The sequence below is a fragment of the Pseudomonas sp. RIT-PI-r genome, from assembly GCF_001297015.1.
Classification (GTDB): Bacteria; Pseudomonadota; Gammaproteobacteria; order Pseudomonadales; family Pseudomonadaceae; genus Aquipseudomonas.
Map to the genome: position 1 here is coordinate 1 of NZ_LIGE01000008.1, position 18,366 is coordinate 18,366.

Consider the following 18,366-nt stretch of genomic DNA (forward strand, 5'->3'; position numbering starts at 1 on the left):
ACAACTTCAACCACTTGCGCTTCAGATCTCTCTGCAGCGGGAGGCGAATTCTACAGCGTTACACGCTGCTGTCAACACCTCTTTTTCAACTTCCTTTCTGGCTTCGATGAACTGAAGCAACCTGCTGTCGAAACCTACATAACTCATTGAATCTCAAGGAGTTTTCCGTTTCGACTGCGCCGGAAGTGGGGCGAATTATAGACATCTCAAATCTGCCGTCAACACCTATTTTCATAAATCTGTCACATCGGTCAAAAAAGCCCGAAAACATGAAGGCCGACCCCAAGGGGTCGGCCTTCTTTGCCCTGCCCTTCTACTTACAAGCTAGGGAACGCGAATTGCGAAGCCTCGTGGCTCGCACGCTGCGGCCAGCGCTGAGTGATCGCCTTGCGACGGGTATAGAAGCGCACACCGTCCGGACCGTACGCGTGCAGATCGCCGAACAGCGAACGCTTCCAGCCGCCGAAGCTGTGGTAAGCCACCGGCACCGGCAGCGGCACGTTGACGCCAACCATGCCGACTTCGATCTCATCACAGAACAGACGCGCAGCTTCACCGTCACGGGTGAAGATGCAGGTGCCGTTGCCGTATTCGTGATCGTTGATCAGTTGCATGGCCTCTTCCAGGCTGTTCACACGAACGATGCACAGTACCGGACCGAAGATCTCTTCTTTATAGATGCGCATCTCCGGGGTGACGTTGTCGAACAGGCAGCCACCGAGGAAGAAGCCCTCTTCATGACCCGCCACGCTGAACCCACGACCGTCGACCACCAGGGTCGCGCCCGCTGCCACGCCGTCATCCACATAACCGCTGACCTTGTCGCGCGCCTGTCCGGTCACGAGTGGGCCCATGTCCAGACCGCACGATGTGCCGGCACCGATTTTCAACGCCTGGATCTGTGGAACCAGTTTCGCCACCAGCGCATCCGCCACCTGGTCGCCCACACACACAGCAACCGAGATCGCCATGCAACGCTCGCCGCACGAACCGTACGCGGCGCCCATCAGTGCGCTGACCGCATTATCCAGATCGGCATCCGGCATCAGCACTGCGTGGTTCTTCGCGCCGCCCAGTGCCTGAACGCGCTTGCCGCGCTTGGTGCCTTCGGCGTAGATGTACTCGGCAATCGGCGTCGAGCCAACGAAGCTCAGCGCTTTGACTTCCGGCGCTTCGATCAGCGCATCCACGGCAGTCTTGTCGCCATGCACCACGCTCATCACGCCTTTCGGAAGACCCGCTTCCAGCAACAGCTGAGCAATCAGCAGTGTAGAGCTTGGATCACGCTCGGACGGCTTGAGGATGAAGCAGTTACCGCAGACGATCGCCAACGGGTACATCCACAGCGGCACCATGGCCGGGAAGTTGAACGGCGTGATACCGGCCACAATCCCCAGCGGCTGGAAGTCCGACCATGCGTCGATGTTCGGGCCGACGTTGCGGCTGTACTCGCCCTTGAGGATTTCCGGAGCGGCGCAAGCGAACTCGACGTTCTCGATACCGCGCTTCAATTCACCGGCAGCGTCTTCCAGGGTCTTGCCGTGCTCTTCGCTGATCAATTGCGAGATGCGCGCTTCGTTCTGCTCCAGCAGTTGCTTGAAACGGAACATCACCTGAGCACGTTTGGCCGGCGGCGTGTTGCGCCACGCCGGGAACGCAGCCTTGGCGGCATCGATGGCTTTCTGGATGGTTGCCTGGCTGGCCAGTGGCAGCTTGTGGATAGCCTGACCGGTAGACGGGTTGAACACATCTACCGCACGACCGTTCTCGGTCACCAGTTCGCCATTGATCAAATGCGGGATAACGCTCATCGAAAACTCCTGAATTCTTGTCCACGGGGCCCCGTTAAGGAGCGCCCGTTTTTGTAGGTATATATAGAAGGAAAAATCAGTCGAGCTTGTTCAGCACTTCGCCGACCGCGTCGAACAGACGATCAAGGTCTTGCGGCTTGCTGTTGAAGGTTGGGCCGAACTGCAGGGTGTCGCCGCCGAAGCGCACGTAGAACCCGGCTTTCCACAGGGCCATGCCCGCTTCGAACGGACGCACAATGGCGTCGCCATCACGACCGGCAATCTGGATCGCACCGGCCAGGCCGAAGTTACGGATGTCGATAACGTTCTTCGAACCTTTCAGCCCATGCAGCGCGTTTTCGAAATGCGGTGCGACTTCGGCAACGCTCTGCACCAGGTTTTCCTTTTGCAGCAGATCGAGTGCTGCAAGACCTGCGGCGCACGCCACCGGGTGTGCCGAATAGGTGTAGCCGTGCGGGAATTCCACGGCGTATTCGGGGGTCGGCTGATTCATGAAGGTCTGGTAGATCTCGGAGCTGGCAATCACTGCGCCCATCGGGATCGCGCCGTTGGTGACTTGCTTGGCGATGCACATCAGGTCCGGGGTCACGCCAAAGGTGTCGGCGCCGAACATGTTGCCGGTACGACCGAAACCGGTAATCACTTCGTCGAACACCAGCAGGATGCTGTGCTGATCGCAGATTTCGCGCAGACGCTTCAGGTAACCCTGCGGCGGCACCAGAACGCCGGCGGAACCGGCCATTGGTTCGACGAATACGGCGGCGATGTTCGAAGCATCGTGCAACTCGATCAGCTTCAGCAGCTCATCGGCCAGGGCAATACCACCCTGCTCCGGCATGCCACGGGAAAATGCGTTGCTGGCCAGCAGCGTGTGCGGCAGATGATCGACGTCCATCATCGCCTGACCGAAGAGTTTGCGGTTGCCGTTGACGCCGCCGAGGCTGGTGCCGGCGATGTTCACGCCGTGGTAGCCACGGGCACGGCCGATCATTTTGGTTTTGGTCGCCTGGCCTTTCAGGCGCCAGTACGCACGAACCATTTTTACTGCAGTGTCGGCGCACTCGGAACCGGAGTCAGTGAAGAACACGTGGTTCAGGTTGCCCGGGGTCAGCTCGGTGATTTTCTCGGCCAGCTGGAACGACAACGGGTGGCCGTATTGGAAGCCCGGCGAGTAATCGAGGGTGCCCAACTGTTTCGAGACCGCTTCCTGAATTTCCTTGCGGGTGTGGCCTGCGCCACAAGTCCACAGGCCAGACAGCGAGTCATATACCTTGCGGCCTTTGTCGTCGATCAGCCAGCTGCCTTCGGCGCCAACGATCAAACGCGGGTCGCGCTGGAAGTTGCGGTTGGCGGTGTACGGCATCCAGTGCGCGTCCAGCTTCAATTGGCTGGCCAGTGGCGACGGCGCATTTTCAGGCATGTTCATCGGGCAAAACCTCGCAGGGCATAAGCGTCAGGGAGATAAAAAGCGTTGTTGCAGCTAAATTGCCACGGGGATAAAGTCGGTGAAATCCAACTCTTCTAACCTTCAGTTAGAACTTTGCTAAACAATGAGAACAATAAGATGAGCAGTCGCCGCCCCGATCCGCTAGCCCAGGTCAGTGACTTTGATATTCGCCTGCTGCGGATTTTTCGCAGCGTGGTGGAGTGCGGCGGCTTCTCGGCGGCGGAAACGGTGCTCGGCATCGGTCGCTCGGCGATCAGTCAGCAGATGAGCGATCTGGAGCAGCGCCTCGGTTTGCGTCTGTGTCAGCGTGGTCGGGCGGGGTTTTCGCTGACCGAAGAAGGTCGCGAGGTGTATCAATCGGCGCTGCAACTATTAAGTGCGCTGGAAAGTTTTCGCACCGAGGTCAACGGCCTGCACCAGCATTTACGCGGTGAGCTGATCATCGGCCTGACCGACAACCTCGTCACCCTCCCCCACATGCGCATCACCCACGCCCTCGCGCAATTGAAGGAACGCGGGCCGGATGTGCAGATCCAGATCCGCATGATTGCGCCGAACGAAGTCGAGCAAGGCGTGCTCGATGGACGCCTGCATGTCGGCGTGGTGCCGCAGGCCAGTGCGTTGTCGGGGCTGGAATATCAGCCACTGTACAGCGAACGTTCGCTGCTTTACTGCGCGGTGGGCCATCCGCTGTTTTATGTCGATGACAAGCAACTGGATGACGAACGCCTGAACAGTCAGGACGCGATTGCGCCGACGTTTCGGTTGCCGGCGGATATTCAGGCGCATTACCAGGCGCTCAATTGCACCGCCAGCGCCTCCGACCGGGAAGGCATGGCGTTTCTGATTCTGACCGGGCGCTACATCGGCTATCTGCCGGATCACTACGCCAGCCTCTGGGTGCAGCAAGGTCGCTTGCGTGCGTTGAAATCGCAAACGCGTTTTTATGACTTGAGCCTCGCATCGGTCACGCGCAAGGGCCGGCGCCCTCATTTGGTGCTGGAAAGCTTTCTGGAGAGTCTGGCGGCGACGCGTTGAAGGCAAGATCAAACGATCACAGCCTGCGGCAGCTCCTACGTTTGCGGGTGATTCGCTCATAAAGCTGAGCAAGTGGACAGGTTTTTGCAGAAGGGGAATTACTTCGTTCCTTTGATAAGAAGCCCTAAGCCATGCAGCCAGATTCCGCACCGTCCAGCGACCTGATCTACGGCCTCAACGACCGCCCCAAACCACTCGCCGCCACCCTCGCGGCGCTGCAACACGTGCTCGCCAGTTTCGTCGGCATCATTACCCCGCCATTGGTGATTGGTTCGGCGCTGGGGCTGACGGCGTATTTGCCGTATCTGATCAGCATGGCGTTGATGGTCTCGGGCGTCGGCACGTTTATTCAGGCGCGGCGGCCGTTCGGGATTGGCGCCGGGATGATTTGCCTGCAAGGCACCAGTTTTGCCTTTCTTGGTGCGGTGCTGTCGGCGGGGTTTCTGGTCAAGCAACGCGGCGGCAGCCCGGAAGACATTCTGGCGATGATCTTCGGCGTGTGCTTTTTCGGCGCAATCGTGCAGATCGTCCTCAGCCGTTTCATCGGTCAATTGCGTCGAGTCGTTACGCCGCTGGTGACCGGGATCGTCATCACCCTCATTGGCATCAGCCTGATCAAGGTCGGCATCACCGATCTGGGCGGTGGCTTCAATGCGCCGGACTTCGGTGCGCCGGGCAATCTGGCGCTGGGCGTGTTTGTGTTGCTGACGATCATTCTGCTCAACCGCTCCAATACGCCGTGGGTGCGTTTGTCGGCAATTATCATCGGTTTGCTGCTCGGCAGTCTGGCCGCGTGGTTCAGTGGCAAACTGGTGCCGCAGCCTTTACCTGACTTGCCACTGGTGAGTTTTCCTACACCGTTCAAGTTCGGATTCAGCTTCGACTGGATGGCTTTCCTGCCGGTCGCGCTGATTTATCTGATCAGTACCATCGAAACTGTCGGCGACCTTACCGCCAACTGCATGCTCGCTCGCCAACCGATCAGTGGCCCTTCATATATAAGCCGCCTGCGCGGTGGCGTGCTCGGCGATGGCGTCAGTTGCATGATCGCCGCGACCTTCAGCGCCTTCCCCAACACTACGTTTGCGCAGAACAACGGCGTGATCCAGCTGACCGGCGTCGCCAGCCGCTACGTCGGCCTGTACATCGGCGCGATCCTCTTCTGTCTTGGCATGTTCCCGATGATCGGCGCGGTGCTGCAACAGATCCCGAAGCCGGTGCTCGGCGGCGCGACTCTGGTGATGTTCGGTGCGGTGGCCGCTGCCGGCGTGCGCATCCTCGCGCAGTCGTCGCTGGATCGACGCAGCATGTTGATCATCGCCACTTCGTTCGGCGTCGGTCTGGGTATTGCTGCGCAACCGAACCTGCTGCACCTGCTGCCGAAACTGGTGCAGAACCTGTTCGACTCGGCGATCACCAGCGGTGGCCTGACCGCGATCATCCTGTGCCTGTTGCTGCCGGAGGCGAAAACCGAGGCCGCTGAAGTGCACGCGCCGCTGAACAAGATCGAACAGGCGTAACGGTTTTATCGCGCAAGGACTTGTCGGATGCCTGTGGGTGCGCTATCAACGCAACTGGTTGCACCCACAGACAAACCCGGAAGTGCCTATGACCTTTGAAGTCCCAGCCCACGGCGGTAAACCCGCCAGCCGCATTCGTCAGAAGAACGAAGAGACCATCCTCAAAGCCGCCGAAGACGAGTTCGCCCGTCACGGGTACAAAGGCACCAGCATGAACACCATCGCCCAGAATGCCGGATTGCCCAAGGCGAACCTGCATTACTACTTCACCAACAAACTCGGTTTGTACGTGGCGGTGTTGAGCAACATCATCGAGCTGTGGGACAGCACCTTCAATACGCTCACCGCCGAGGACGATCCGGCCGAAGCGCTGACCCGCTACATCCGCGCCAAGATGGAATTCTCCCGCCGCCAGCCGCAAGCCTCGCGAATCTTTGCAATGGAAGTGATCAGCGGCGGTGAATGCCTGACCGAATATTTCAATCAGGATTACCGCGCCTGGTTCACTGGCCGTGCGGCAGTGTTTCAGGCGTGGATCGATGCGGGCAAAATGGACGCGGTCGATCCGGTGCACCTGATCTTCCTGTTGTGGGGCAGCACCCAGCACTATGCCGACTTCGCCACGCAGATCTGTCGCGTCAGCGGTCGCAGCAAGCTGACCAAGCAGGACATGGAAGACGCCGGCAACAACCTGATCCGCATCATTCTCAAAGGCTGCGGCCTCACTCCTCCTCTATAAGACGTTTATGCCTTTCACCCTCAGCGGTTTTTGCGAGTACCGCGAAGAGATTCGCAAAAGCCGCTTTATCACCTTCGCCACGCCGATCGGCAGCCCTGCCGAGGCGCAGGCGTTCTTCGAGCAACACAGCGACTTGAATGCCTCGCACAATTGCTGGGCGTGGAAACTTGGCGATCAATATCGCAGCAATGACGACGGCGAGCCGGGCGGCACGGCGGGTCGGCCGATTCTGGCGGCGATTGAAGCGCAGGATTGCGATCAGGTCGCGGTGTTGGTGATTCGTTGGTACGGCGGGATTCAACTGGGGACTGGCGGGTTGGCCCGGGCCTATGGCGGTGGTGCGAACAAATGTTTGCAGACGGCGGCCAAGGTCGAGTTGATCAGCCGGGTGCCATTGAGTTGTGCTTGCGGGTTTGCCGAGTTGGCGTTGGTGAAGTTGCGGGTGGCCGATCTCGGTGGATTGGTTATCGAAGAAAACTTCACGGCAAATGGGGTTGAGTTGAAGTTGGCGGTGGGGGAAGCGCAGATCGATGTTTTGCAAACCCAGCTAGCGGATTTGAGTCGTGGACGAATTTTGTTGCAGCGGTGAAGCAACATCAAATAATCGCAGCGTTCCGCAGCTCCTACAGGATCCGGGGTTGTCATGAATTGTGTGGGTGATCCCGGTATCGGCGTTTTCGTGTAGGAGCTGCCGAAGGCTGCGATCTTTTAGGGCATCACCCTTTTCCGATATTCCCCGGAGTTGCCCACATCTGCTGTGCACCCGACTGTGGATAACCTGAGCACATAACGCTGTAACCCTTCTGTCACGTGGCTTTGCGCGGTTTGCTCACTTTTCGTTCAATTCAACCGACGAAACGAAAATTTCAAACAGAAACAGACAGTTAGCGCGGTTTATCACCATTAGAAGAAAGCACCGCAGTGCTTATGCCCGGGTTTGCGGCTTGCGCACAATAACTGTGGAACAAGCTGTGGATAACCCGTTCATGGCTGGCGCAGTCGCAGGTTCTGCCTAGTCCACAGGGATTTGCTCGTTTTTTGATCAGTTACCAACGGGCAAAACTGGAGCCCGATCAACGGCTTTGCTCTGAATTGGTGCCGTGAGCCCAGCCAGTTTTGCAGGCAATGCTCTGCTTCAGGCACTCGCACACGCGGCCCGCTCGCGTTCCTGACTCAATGGCCAGGAAATTGCTTTATCCACAGGCACAACTCAAAGCAAGTCGAGCCTGTCATGCCCATTGCTCCTGCAACCCCGCGCCTGCAACTGCGCCATATCAGCAAACGCTATCCCGGTTGTCTGGCCAACGACGCCATCGACCTGACCATCGCCCCCGGAGAAATCCACGCCCTGCTCGGCGAAAACGGCGCGGGCAAAAGCACCCTGATGAAGATCATCTACGGCGTTACCCAGGCCGATTCGGGCGAGATGCTCTGGCAAGGTCAACGGGTGAATATCCGCAACCCGGCACAGGCGCGGCAGTTGGGCATCGGCATGGTGTTCCAGCATTTTTCGCTGTTCGAAACCCTCAGCGTGGCGCAGAACATTGCCCTGGCGATGGGCGCGGACGCCGGTACGCCGAAACAACTGGAACCGAAGATTCGCGAATTGTCACGCCGTTATGGCATGGCGCTGGAGCCGGAGCGACTTGTCCACAGCCTGTCGATTGGCGAGCGGCAACGGGTGGAAATCATTCGCTGCCTGATGCAGGACATCCGTCTGCTGATTCTCGATGAGCCGACCTCAGTGCTGACACCGCACGAGGCAGACGAGTTGTTCATCACCCTGCGCCGCCTCGCCTCGGAGGGCTGCAGTATTCTGTTTATCAGCCACAAACTCGCCGAGGTTCGGGCGTTGTGTCACAGCGCGACGGTTTTGCGCGGCGGGCGCGTGGCCGGGCATTGCGTGCCGGCCGAATGCTCCGATCAGCAATTGGCGCAGATGATGGTTGGCGAAGCGGCGGCGTTGATTGGCGACTATCCGAAGGTCAGCGGCGGCGCGGCGTTTTTGCAGGTGAAGGGCTTGAGTTGGCACAACCCGGATCCGTTCGGCTGCACGTTGACTGACATTGATGTGCAAGTGCGCAGTGGTGAAATCGTCGGCATCGCCGGGGTCGCGGGCAACGGTCAGGATGAATTGCTGGCCCTGCTCAGTGGCGAACAAACCTTGCCTCGGGCGCAAGCCGCGACCATTCGATTCGCCGAACAACACGTCGCTGATTTACGCCCGGATGCGCGACGCAAACTGGGCCTGGCATTCGTGCCGGCCGAGCGTCTCGGTCACGGCGCGGTGCCGGAACTGAGTCTGGCGGACAACGCCCTGCTGACGGCTTTCCAACAAGGTTTGGTCAGCAACGGGCTAATCCAGCGCGGCAAAGTCGAAGCCCTCGCCCAACAGATCATTCAGCGCTTCGGCGTGAAAACCCCGGACACGCAAACTGCCGCGCGCAGTTTGTCCGGCGGCAATCTGCAGAAATTCATCCTCGGCCGGGAAATCCTTCAGCAACCGAAACTGCTGATCGCCGCGCACCCGACCTGGGGCGTCGACGTCGGTGCTGCCGCGACCATCCACCGTGCGTTGATCGCGTTGCGCGATGCCGGCGCGGCGATTCTGGTGATTTCCGAAGACCTCGATGAACTGTTCCAGATCAGCGACCGCCTCGGCGCGCTTTGTGGCGGGCGTCTGTCGGCGCTGCACAACACCGGCGACTCGCAACTCAGCGACGTCGGCGGCTGGATGGCCGGCCAGTTCGACAACCCACCTTCAGCCGCCACGGTTTAACGGAGTTTTCCAAATGCTGCTTTCCCTCGAACCCCGTGGCCAGCAATCGCGCTTGATGTTGTGGTGCTCACCGTTGTTGGCGGCGGTGCTCACGCTTGGCTGCGGCTCGCTACTGTTCATCGCCCTCGGCCATGACCCGCTGCAAACCTTGCACACGCTGCTGATCGCACCGGTCAGCGATTTGTATGGCATCTCCGAATGGCTGGTGAAAACGCTGCCGATCTTGCTCTGTGCATTGGGTCTGGCGGTGGCGTATCAGGCGCGGATCTGGAACATCGGCGCCGAGGGGCAATTGCTCCTCGGCGCCCTCGCCGGCAGCGCGTTGGCGGTGAACGTCATCGACATGCAAAGCCGTTGGGCGCTGGTATTTATTCTGCTCATCGGCACCTTCGCCGGCGCGGCGTGGGCCGGGCTGACGGCGTGGTTGCGCACGCGCTTCAATGCCAACGAAATCCTCACCAGCATCATGCTCAATTACATCGCGCTGAATCTGCTGTTGTTCTGCGTGCACGGGCCGCTGAAGGATCCGGCCGGATTCAACTTTCCCGAGTCGGCGATGTTCGGTGATGCCAGCCGTTTGCCGCTGCTGATGGAGGATGGTCGCGTGCATGCCGGGGTGTATTTCGCCTTGCTCGCACTGGTGGCGGTTTGGGTGTTGTTGCAGAAAAGCTTTGTCGGTTTCCAGATCAAGGTGCTTGGGCTGGACAAGCGTGCGGCGGGGTTTGTCGGCTTTCGCGAGAAGCGCTTGATCTGGCTGGCGCTGTTGATCAGCGGTGGTTTGGCCGGGCTGGCGGGAGTCTGTGAAGTCACCGGGCCGATTGGCCAATTGGTGCCGCAGGTGTCGCCGGGGTATGGCTATGCGGCGATTACCGTGGCGTTCCTCGGGCGCCTCAATCCGATCGGTATTCTGTTTTCCAGCCTGTTGATGGCGTTGCTGTACATCGGTGGCGAGAGCGCGCAGATGACGATGAACCTGCCGCAGGCGATCACCCAATTGTTTCAGGGAATGATGCTGTTTTTCCTGCTCGCCTGTGACGTGCTGATTCTCTATCGGCCACGCCTGAACCTGCGCTGGGCGAAGCGCACTTCGACCACTGCCGTAACCGCCGGAGCGCTGTGATGGATATCGATCTGTTGAGCAATATTTTCTACGCCATGGTGCGTTGCGGCACGCCGCTGTTGCTGGTGGCGTTGGGTGAACTGATCTGCGAGAAGAGCGGCGTGCTCAACCTCGGTCAAGAAGGGATGATGCTGTTTGGCGCGGTGATCGGCTTTATCGTCGCGCTGAACAGCGGCAACCTGTGGCTCGGCGTGTTGTTGGCGATGCTCGCCGGGATGTTGCTGTCGTCGCTGTTTGCCTTGGTGGCGCTGGTGTTCAACGCCAATCAGGTGGCGACCGGTTTGGCCCTGACGATTTTCGGTGTCGGGCTGTCGACCTTTGTCGGTGCGGCCTGGGTAGGCAAACCGCTGGCCGGTTTTGAGCCGTTGGCGATTCCCTATCTGAGTGAGATTCCGCTGATCGGGCGGATGCTGTTCGCGCAGGATTTGTTGGTGTATCTGTCGTTCGCGCTGTTTGCGCTGGTGGCGTGGGTGATCATCAAAAGTCGTGTCGGGTTGATCATTCAAGCTGTGGGTGAGAACCCGGATGCGGCCAGTGCGATGGGTTTGCCGGTGTTGACCGTGCGCACCCTGGCAGTGCTGTTTGGCGGGGCGATGGCCGGATTGGCCGGCGCGTATCTGTCGCTGGCGTACACGCCGATGTGGGCCGAAAACATGACCGCCGGGCGCGGCTGGATTGCGCTGGCGCTGGTGGTGTTTGCCAGTTGGCGGGTGTGGCGGTTGCTGCTCGGGGCGTATCTGTTTGGGCTCGCCAGCATCCTGCATCTGGTGGCGCAGGGGCTGGGGCTGGCGATTCCGTCGAGTTTGCTAGCGATGCTGCCGTATGTGGCGACGATTGTGGTGTTGGTGCTGTTGTCGCGGGATGCGTTGCGTACTCGGTTGTATGCGCCGGTGTCGCTTGGGCAGCCTTGGCAGGCGGGGCATTGATGCGGTGACCTTGTTGGCCCTATCGCGAGCAGGCGAAGGCCTACATTGGATCGGGTTCACAATTCCCTTGTAGGAGTGAGCCTGCTCGCGATGGCTTTTCAACAGGCAATACTTGAGCAACGCCCCACGCTAACTCGAAGACCAGGAAAACAATCAGAATCGAACTGGCGCCGTGCAACAAGGCATACGCCTGCCAAGCCGCAAACAGAAACCGCGCCACCGCGTCATACCGTCCATAAAGCGCCTGCGGATCACGAATCCGCAGCACCGCCCAAACACACACCACCGACCCCAACAGATTCGCCATCAACAGATGCACAGGCTGAAACGCCGGCGGTTCGCCGGGCAAATTCAGTGCGCTCAACAACCCGTGCACAACGGCAAAACTCCACGGCGTGGCAAACGCCGCCGTGACGACCAGGTCATACCAGGCACTGCCGCGCACCACGTTGCGATATTGCGTTGAAGTCCACATCATCCATGCTCCAGAAATTTGAGGAGCAACCACGGTAAAGCCTGGAGTATGCTCCAGGGTCAATAGCCCTTTTGAGAGTCGCCATGCGCATCGGTGAATTAGCCCAGGCCAGCGCCGTCAGCCGTGACACCCTGCGTTTCTACGAGCAGCGCGGGTTGATTGCGGCGCAGCGCAGTGCCAATGGTTACCGCGACTATCCGCGGGAGATGGTGCAACTGGTGCTCTATATCAAAACGGCGCAGCGTCTGGGATTTACCCTCGGCGAGATCGGCGACAGCGTGGCCGCGTTGTGGAACGCACCCGATCCGGACAACGCCGTCGCGCAATTGCTGCGCGACAAACTGCTACTGATCGAAACCCGCATGCGCGAACTCGACGCGCTGCGGCAAGAGCTGCAACTTCGCCTCGGTCAGGCCTGTCCATTGAATCCATGATCCTCATTCATCAAGGAAGCCCATCATGTCTGCAAAAAACGCACTGATTATCGGCGCCTCCCGGGGCCTTGGCCTCGGTCTGGTGAAAACCCTGCTGGCCGACGGCTGGCAGGTCACCGCCACCGTGCGCAATCCGCAAAACGCCGAGGCGCTGCAAGCGCTGGGCAAGGTGCGGATCGAGAAACTCGACATGGACGATCAGCAAGCGGTGATCGCTCTGAGCCAACAGCTCAAGGGCGAAACCTTCGACCTGCTGTTCGTCAACGCCGGGGTCAAAGGCCCGGCCGATCAGGCCCCGGGAGGCGCGACACTGGCCGAAGTCGGCCAGCTGTTTTTCACCAACGCCGTGGCGCCGATCAATCTGGCCCAACGCTTTGCCGGACAGATTCGTGACGGTAGCGGCGTGCTCGCGTTCATGAGTTCAGTGCTCGGCAGCGTGACCATGCCGGACGCGCCGGAACTGGCGCTGTACAAGGCGAGCAAGGCTGCGCTGAATTCGATGACCAACAGTTTTGTTACGCAATTGGGCGAGCAGAAGATGACGGTGTTGTCGCTGCATCCGGGTTGGGTGAAGACCGACATGGGTGGCGAAGGCGCTGACCTTGACGTGGAAACCAGCACCCGTGGCCTGGTTGATCAGGTGAATGCGTATACCGGTAAGGGCGGGCATCACTTCATCAATTACAAGGGTGAAGCCATTCCCTGGTAAGCAGCGAAATCAGAATCCCCTGAATACCTGCATGACTGGCTAAATGTAGGAGCTGCCGAAGGCTGCGATCTTTTGATTGTAAAAAACAAGATCAAAAGATCGCAGCCTTCGGCAGCTCCTACAGGGTTGCGTATTTTGTTGGAATGGGCGTTGTCGGATCACATCGCCATTGGTTTGTGTATTTTGGTTGTGCGGTGAATGGTCGGGTTGGGCTTGCCCGATGCGGCAATTTGTTTGAAACTGCGCACCTCGTCCCCCGCGGCGACCCTGGATCAGCAGACAGGGCATCACTGAGCTGGCAACCCTGAACCCATTTTCAGAGGAGCCGGCAACATGCCCGCGACCCGTACCTGGTTAAAAAATCCCCTCGCCATTTTCACCTCCAACGAGCTCGATGCCCGTGGCGGTCTTGTCGTGCAAGACGGTGTCATCGTCGAAGTGCTTGCGGCCGGCCAACAGCCGTCGGCGCCGTGCAATGAAGTCTTTGATGCTCGCGAGCATGTGATCCTGCCGGGCCTGATCAACACTCACCACCATTTTTATCAAACCCTGACTCGCGCCTGGGCGCCGGTGGTCAATCAGCCGTTGTTTCCGTGGCTGAAAACCCTGTATCCGGTATGGGCGCGACTGACACCTGAGAAACTCGCCCTCGCCACCAAAGTCGCGTTGGCCGAATTGCTGCTGTCGGGCTGCACCACCGCTGCCGACCACCACTACCTGTTCCCGGACGGCCTGGAAAACGCCATCGACGTGCAAGTCGAAAGTGTCCGTGAACTGGGCATGCGCGCCATGCTCACCCGCGGTTCGATGAGCCTCGGCGAGAAGGACGGCGGCCTGCCGCCGCAGCAGACCGTGCAGGAAGGTCAGGTGATTCTCGACGACAGTCAGCGCCTGATTCACGAGTACCACGAGCGTGGCGATGGCGCGCAGATCCAAATCGCGCTGGCACCGTGCTCGCCGTTCTCGGTGACCCCGGAAATCATGTCGGCGAGTGCTGAACTGGCGAACAAACTCGACGTGCGCCTGCACACGCACCTGGCTGAAACCCTCGATGAAGAAGACTTCTGCCTGCAGCGTTTCGGCCTGCGCACCGTCGATTATCTCGACAGCGTCGGCTGGCTCGGCCCGCGCACCTGGCTGGCCCACGGCATCCACTTCAACCCGGATGAAATCGCCCGCCTCGGCCAGGCCGGCACCGGTATTTGCCATTGCCCGAGCTCGAACATGCGTCTGGCTTCCGGCATCTGCCCGAGTATCGATCTGACTGACGCCGGTGCGTTGTTTGGTCTGGGCGTCGATGGTTCGGCGTCCAACGATGCCTCGAACATGATTCTCGAAGCGCGTCAGGCGTTGTACATCCAGCGTCTGCGTTACGGCGCCGAGAAGATCACCCCGGAACGCGTGCTGGGCTGGGCGACCAAGGGTTCGGCGAGCTTGCTGGGCCGCACCGACATCGGTGAGATTGCCGTGGGCAAGCAGGCGGATCTGGCGTTGTTCAAGCTGGATGAACTGCGCTTCTCCGGCAGCCATGATCCGATTTCGGCGCTGCTGTTGTGCGGTGCCGATCGTGCGGATCGGGTGATGATTGGTGGCAAGTGGCGCGTGGTTGATGGGCAGGTTGAAGGCTTGGATCTGAAAGGCCTGATCGCCGATCACAGCCAGGCGGCTCGCCAACTGATCGCCGGCACCTGATCCCCCTCCCCATATGATCGTTCCCACGCTCTGCGTGGGAATGCATCTCGGGACGCTCCGCGTCCCAGCAGCGGACGCAGAGCGTCCATGGCGGCGTTCCCACGCGGAGCGTGGGAACGATCAATCATCAGAGGCCGAGCAGGGACAGCATGATGAACGTCGCGAACAGCACGAAGTGCGTCATGCCTTCGATGGCGTTGGTCTCGCCGTCATTCAGGTTGATCGCACTGACGATCAACGTCAGGAAAATCATCACCGTCTGCACCGGCGTCATCGCCATCTGAAACGGCTGGCCGGTATACAGCGCCATCGCCTCCATCACCGGCACCGTCAGAATCACCGTCGACAATGACGCGCCCATCGCAATGTTCACCACCGACTGCATGCGGTTGGCCAACGCTGCACGCAACGCGGTCAAAATTTCCGGCGCCGCAGAAATCGCCGCCACCAGAATCGCCGTGATCACCGGCGGCGCGCCCGTGCCTTCGAGGCCCAGATCGAGGGTCTTCGACATCACCTCGGCCAGGGCGCCGATCACCACAATGCCAAACACCAGAATACCGATCGACAGGCCGATGCTCGGGGCTTTCGCCTGCGCGTCCTGCGGTTCCTTCTTGCGGCGTTTGTCCGGGTAGCTGTAGCTGAAAAAGTAACTGTGCGGGCCGACCTGCATGCGCAGAAACAGCGCATACAGCACCACCATCGCACCGATGGTGAACGCTGAATAAATCTTCCAGTTGGCCTCGGGAATAAACTCCGGCACCACCATCGACACGCCCATGGCGGTGAGGATCATCACGCTGTAGCTGCGCGCCGAATCGTCGTTGTACGACTGCTCGCCATGTTTAATCCCGCCCATTAGCGCGGCGAGGCCGAGGATGCCATTGATGTCGAGCATCACGGCGGAATAGATCGTGTCACGCACCAGCGTGGGCGACGCTTCGTTGCTCATCATGATCGCCAGAATCACCACTTCCACCAGCACGGCCGCGAGCGTGAGGATCATCGTGCCGTAAGGGTCGCCGACCTTTTCGGCGAGCAATTCGGCGTGATGGGCGACGCGCATCGAGGCGGCGACGATGAAGGCGATCAGCACCAGACCGGCAGTCAGCGCGACGATCTGGCCGCTGTGCAACATCCAGTGTTCCAACGGATAGGCGACGCACGCGGCGATGACGGCCAGTAGCAGAAAACTTTCTTGCTTGAGGATTGTGAACATGGCGGGCCTTTTGCCGAAGAGTGCGAATGAGCTACTGACTGCGGGGCGGCGCTAACGTTTCGTTACACCTTAGCGCACCAAGCGATGGCGTGAACTCGCGGACTTGCACTGCGTTGGTTCTGGCGCTGAAAAGATCGCAGCCTTCGGCAGCTCCTACAGGTTGCGCATTCCCATGTAGGAGCTGCCGAAGGCTGCGATCTTTTTTGTTTGTTGTCCTGTTGGTCAGCAATTTGCATTGGCCCTGACCACACACAACAAAATGGAGCTCCAATTCATGCAAATACGTCCGCTGCACAAACTGCTGTGCGCCGCCCTCGGTCTGGGGATCAGCCTGAGCGCCAGCGCTGCCGATCCGCTGAAGGTCGGTTTCGTCTACATCGGCCCGATCGGTGATCACGGCTGGACGTATCAGCATGAGCAGGGGCGCAAGGCTCTTGCCGAGAAATTCGGCAATCAGATCACCACCAATTACGTCGAGAACGTCGCCGAAGGAGCCGACGCCGAGCGGGTGATCCGCAACATGGCCAAGGACAAATATGATCTGATCTTCACCACCTCGTTCGGCTACATGAACCCGACGCTGAAAGTCGCCAAGCAATTTCCCAAGGTGACTTTCGAACACGCCACCGGCTACAAACAGGACAAGAACCTCGGCACCTATCTGGCGCGCACCTACGAGGGCCGTTACGTCGGTGGCTTCCTTGCGGCGAAGATGACCAAGACCAAAAAGATCGGCTATGTCGCCTCGTTCCCGATCCCCGAGGTGATCCGCGATATCAACTCGATTCAACTGGCCTTGAACAAATACAACCCCGGCACAGAGATCAAGGTGGTGTGGGTCAACTCCTGGTTCGATCCGGGCAAGGAAGCCGATGCAGCCAACGCGCTGATCGATCAGGGCGTCGATGTGGTGTTCCAGCACACCGACAGTCCGGCACCGATTCAGGCCGCTGAGCGTCGTGGCGTGTATGCGGTGGGTTATGCCTCGGACATGGCGCACTTCGGGCCGAAAGCCGTGCTGACGTCGATCGTCAACGACTGGGCACCGCACTATATTCAGGCGACGCAAAGCGTGATCGATCACACCTGGAAATCGCAGGATTACTGGGGCGGGTTGAAGGAAGGCACGGTTGAACTGCCGATCAGCGACTTGGTGCCAGCGCCGGTGAAAGCCGAGGCCGAGCAGATCATTGCCGACATCAAGAGCGGAGCATTCCAACCGTTTACCGGGCCGATCAAGGATCAGGCCGGGGTCGAGAAAATCCCGGCGGGCGTGAGCGCGACCAATGCGGAACTGGCGTCGATGAACTATTACGTTGAAGGCATTAAGGCGGAGATGCCGAAGTAACGCCAGTCCTACCACCGTCCCTTGTAGGAGTGAGCCTGCTCGCGATAGCGGTGGGTCATTCAGCAAAGTGTCGCCTGATACACCGCTATCGCGAGCAGGCTCACTCCTACATTTGATCTTCAGCGCTCTCAAGGATTGTGTATGGATCAGCTTCCGATCATCGATATCAGCCCGCTCTACTCCGACGACGAAAACGCCTGGCCCGCCGTAGCCGAACAGATCGACCACGCCTGCCGCGAGTGGGGCTTCTTCTACATCAAGGGTCACCCGATTTCGCCGCAGCGCATCGACGCCGTGCTCGATCAGACTCAACGTTTTTTTGCGCTGCCCGCAGCGGAAAAACTCAAGATCGACATCACCCAGACCCGCCACCATCGCGGCTACGGCGCCATCGCCACTGAGCAACTCGACCCGAGCAAACCCAGCGACCTCAAAGAAACCTTCGACATGGGCCTGCACCTGCCGGCCAGCCATCCCGACGTGCTCGCGGAAAAACCTCTACGCGGGCCGAACCGTCATCCGGCGCAAACCGGATGGGCTGAATTGATGGAACAGCACTACCTCGACATGCAGGCCCTCGCGCAGACCCTGTTGCGCGCGATGACCCTGGCGCTGAACATCGAACGTGATTTCTTCGACAGCCGCTTCGTGGATCCGGTCAGCGTGCTGCGCATGATCCATTACCCACCGCGCCACACCGCCAGCTCCGCCGAGCAGCAAGGTGCCGGCGCACATACCGATTACGGCTGCATCACCCTGCTCTACCAGGACAGCGCCGGCGGCTTGCAAGTGAAGAACGTCAAGGGCGAATGGATCGACGCGCCACCGATTGAAGGCACTTTCGTGGTCAACCTCGGCGACATGATGGCGCGCTGGAGCAACGACCGTTATCGCTCCACCCCGCACCGGGTGATCAGCCCGCTCGGGGTGGATCGCTACTCGATGCCATTCTTCGCCGAGCCGCACCCGGACACGCGCATCGAATGCCTGCCCGGTTGTCAGGACGCAGCGCATCCAGCGAAATATCCGGCCACCACTTGCGCCGAATTCCTGCTGTCGCGCTTCGCCGATACCTACGCTTATCGCCGCGAGCAGGAAGCCGTTTGATG

At 59.7% G+C, this 18,366-nt stretch carries 16 protein-coding genes; 12 read left to right on the forward strand and 4 right to left on the reverse strand.

Annotation, left to right across the window (positions count from 1 at the left end; translation table 11 throughout):
* Positions 1-317: 317 nt before the first annotated feature.
* Positions 318-1,811 (reverse strand): CoA-acylating methylmalonate-semialdehyde dehydrogenase, encoded by a 1,494-nt coding sequence (locus tag AK821_RS01050; protein ID WP_038360740.1) that lies wholly within the window; start codon positions 1,809-1,811, stop codon positions 318-320.
* 76 nt (positions 1,812-1,887) lie between these two features.
* Positions 1,888-3,237: an aspartate aminotransferase family protein gene (locus tag AK821_RS01055; protein ID WP_064387740.1), complete on the reverse strand. Its 1,350-nt coding sequence runs from the start codon at positions 3,235-3,237 to the stop codon at positions 1,888-1,890.
* A 138-nt stretch (positions 3,238-3,375) separates the two neighbouring features.
* Here AK821_RS01055 and AK821_RS01060 point away from each other — a divergent pair, with 138 nt between their 5' ends.
* The 7 genes from AK821_RS01060 (at position 3,376) to AK821_RS01090 (ending at position 11,380) form a co-directional block, all read left to right on the forward strand.
* Entirely contained in the window at positions 3,376-4,296 is a 921-nt protein-coding gene (locus AK821_RS01060) for a LysR family transcriptional regulator (RefSeq protein ID WP_064387741.1), read from the forward strand.
* A 131-nt stretch (positions 4,297-4,427) separates the two neighbouring features.
* A complete protein-coding gene (locus AK821_RS01065; protein WP_064387742.1) occupies positions 4,428-5,816 on the forward strand; it encodes a uracil-xanthine permease family protein in 1,389 nt (462 codons plus the stop codon).
* Positions 5,817-5,904: 88 nt separating this feature from the next.
* Positions 5,905-6,555, forward strand: coding sequence for a TetR/AcrR family transcriptional regulator (locus tag AK821_RS01070; protein WP_064387743.1), 651 nt, complete (start codon positions 5,905-5,907; stop codon positions 6,553-6,555).
* 7 nt (positions 6,556-6,562) lie between these two features.
* Positions 6,563-7,144: an IMPACT family protein gene (locus AK821_RS01075; protein ID WP_064387744.1), complete on the forward strand. Its 582-nt coding sequence runs from the start codon at positions 6,563-6,565 to the stop codon at positions 7,142-7,144.
* Positions 7,145-7,786: 642 nt separating this feature from the next.
* On the forward strand, positions 7,787-9,334 hold the full coding sequence (locus AK821_RS01080) for an ABC transporter ATP-binding protein (protein ID WP_064387745.1): 1,548 nt from the start codon (positions 7,787-7,789) through the stop codon (positions 9,332-9,334).
* A gap of 13 nt (positions 9,335-9,347) precedes the next feature.
* Positions 9,348-10,454, forward strand: a complete 1,107-nt coding sequence (locus tag AK821_RS01085) for an ABC transporter permease (protein WP_064387746.1) — start codon at positions 9,348-9,350, stop codon at positions 10,452-10,454.
* Positions 10,454-11,380 carry an ABC transporter permease gene (locus tag AK821_RS01090; protein ID WP_064118442.1) on the forward strand — a complete coding sequence of 309 codons (927 nt, stop codon included), beginning with the start codon at positions 10,454-10,456 and terminating at the stop codon, positions 11,378-11,380. Before AK821_RS01085 ends, AK821_RS01090 begins: the two co-directional genes overlap by 1 nt.
* A 40-nt stretch (positions 11,381-11,420) precedes the next feature.
* Here the strand turns inward: AK821_RS01090 and AK821_RS01095 are convergent, their stop codons facing one another.
* Positions 11,421-11,855: a hypothetical protein gene (locus AK821_RS01095; RefSeq protein ID WP_064387764.1), complete on the reverse strand. Its 435-nt coding sequence runs from the start codon at positions 11,853-11,855 to the stop codon at positions 11,421-11,423.
* 83 nt (positions 11,856-11,938) lie between these two features.
* Between AK821_RS01095 and AK821_RS01100 the strand changes: the two genes are divergently transcribed.
* The 3 genes from AK821_RS01100 to AK821_RS01110 all read left to right on the forward strand — a co-directional run bounded on the left by AK821_RS01100 (position 11,939) and on the right by AK821_RS01110 (position 14,690).
* A complete protein-coding gene (locus tag AK821_RS01100) occupies positions 11,939-12,289 on the forward strand; it encodes a MerR family transcriptional regulator (RefSeq protein WP_064387747.1) in 351 nt (116 codons plus the stop codon).
* A gap of 22 nt (positions 12,290-12,311) precedes the next feature.
* Complete coding sequence (locus AK821_RS01105; protein WP_152974138.1) at positions 12,312-12,998, forward strand: SDR family oxidoreductase; 687 nt, start codon at positions 12,312-12,314, stop codon at positions 12,996-12,998.
* Between the two features lie 333 nt (positions 12,999-13,331).
* Positions 13,332-14,690 (forward strand): 8-oxoguanine deaminase, encoded by a 1,359-nt coding sequence (locus AK821_RS01110; RefSeq protein ID WP_064387749.1) that lies wholly within the window; start codon positions 13,332-13,334, stop codon positions 14,688-14,690.
* A 127-nt stretch (positions 14,691-14,817) separates the two neighbouring features.
* Here the strand turns inward: AK821_RS01110 and AK821_RS01115 are convergent, their stop codons facing one another.
* Complete coding sequence (locus AK821_RS01115; RefSeq protein ID WP_064387750.1) at positions 14,818-15,909, reverse strand: calcium:proton antiporter; 1,092 nt, start codon at positions 15,907-15,909, stop codon at positions 14,818-14,820.
* 274 nt (positions 15,910-16,183) lie between these two features.
* Here AK821_RS01115 and AK821_RS01120 point away from each other — a divergent pair, with 274 nt between their 5' ends.
* Positions 16,184-17,257: a BMP family ABC transporter substrate-binding protein gene (locus AK821_RS01120; RefSeq protein ID WP_064387751.1), complete on the forward strand. Its 1,074-nt coding sequence runs from the start codon at positions 16,184-16,186 to the stop codon at positions 17,255-17,257.
* A gap of 141 nt (positions 17,258-17,398) precedes the next feature.
* Complete coding sequence (locus tag AK821_RS01125) at positions 17,399-18,364, forward strand: 2-oxoglutarate and iron-dependent oxygenase domain-containing protein (protein ID WP_064387752.1); 966 nt, start codon at positions 17,399-17,401, stop codon at positions 18,362-18,364.
* Positions 18,365-18,366 lie beyond the last annotated feature (2 nt).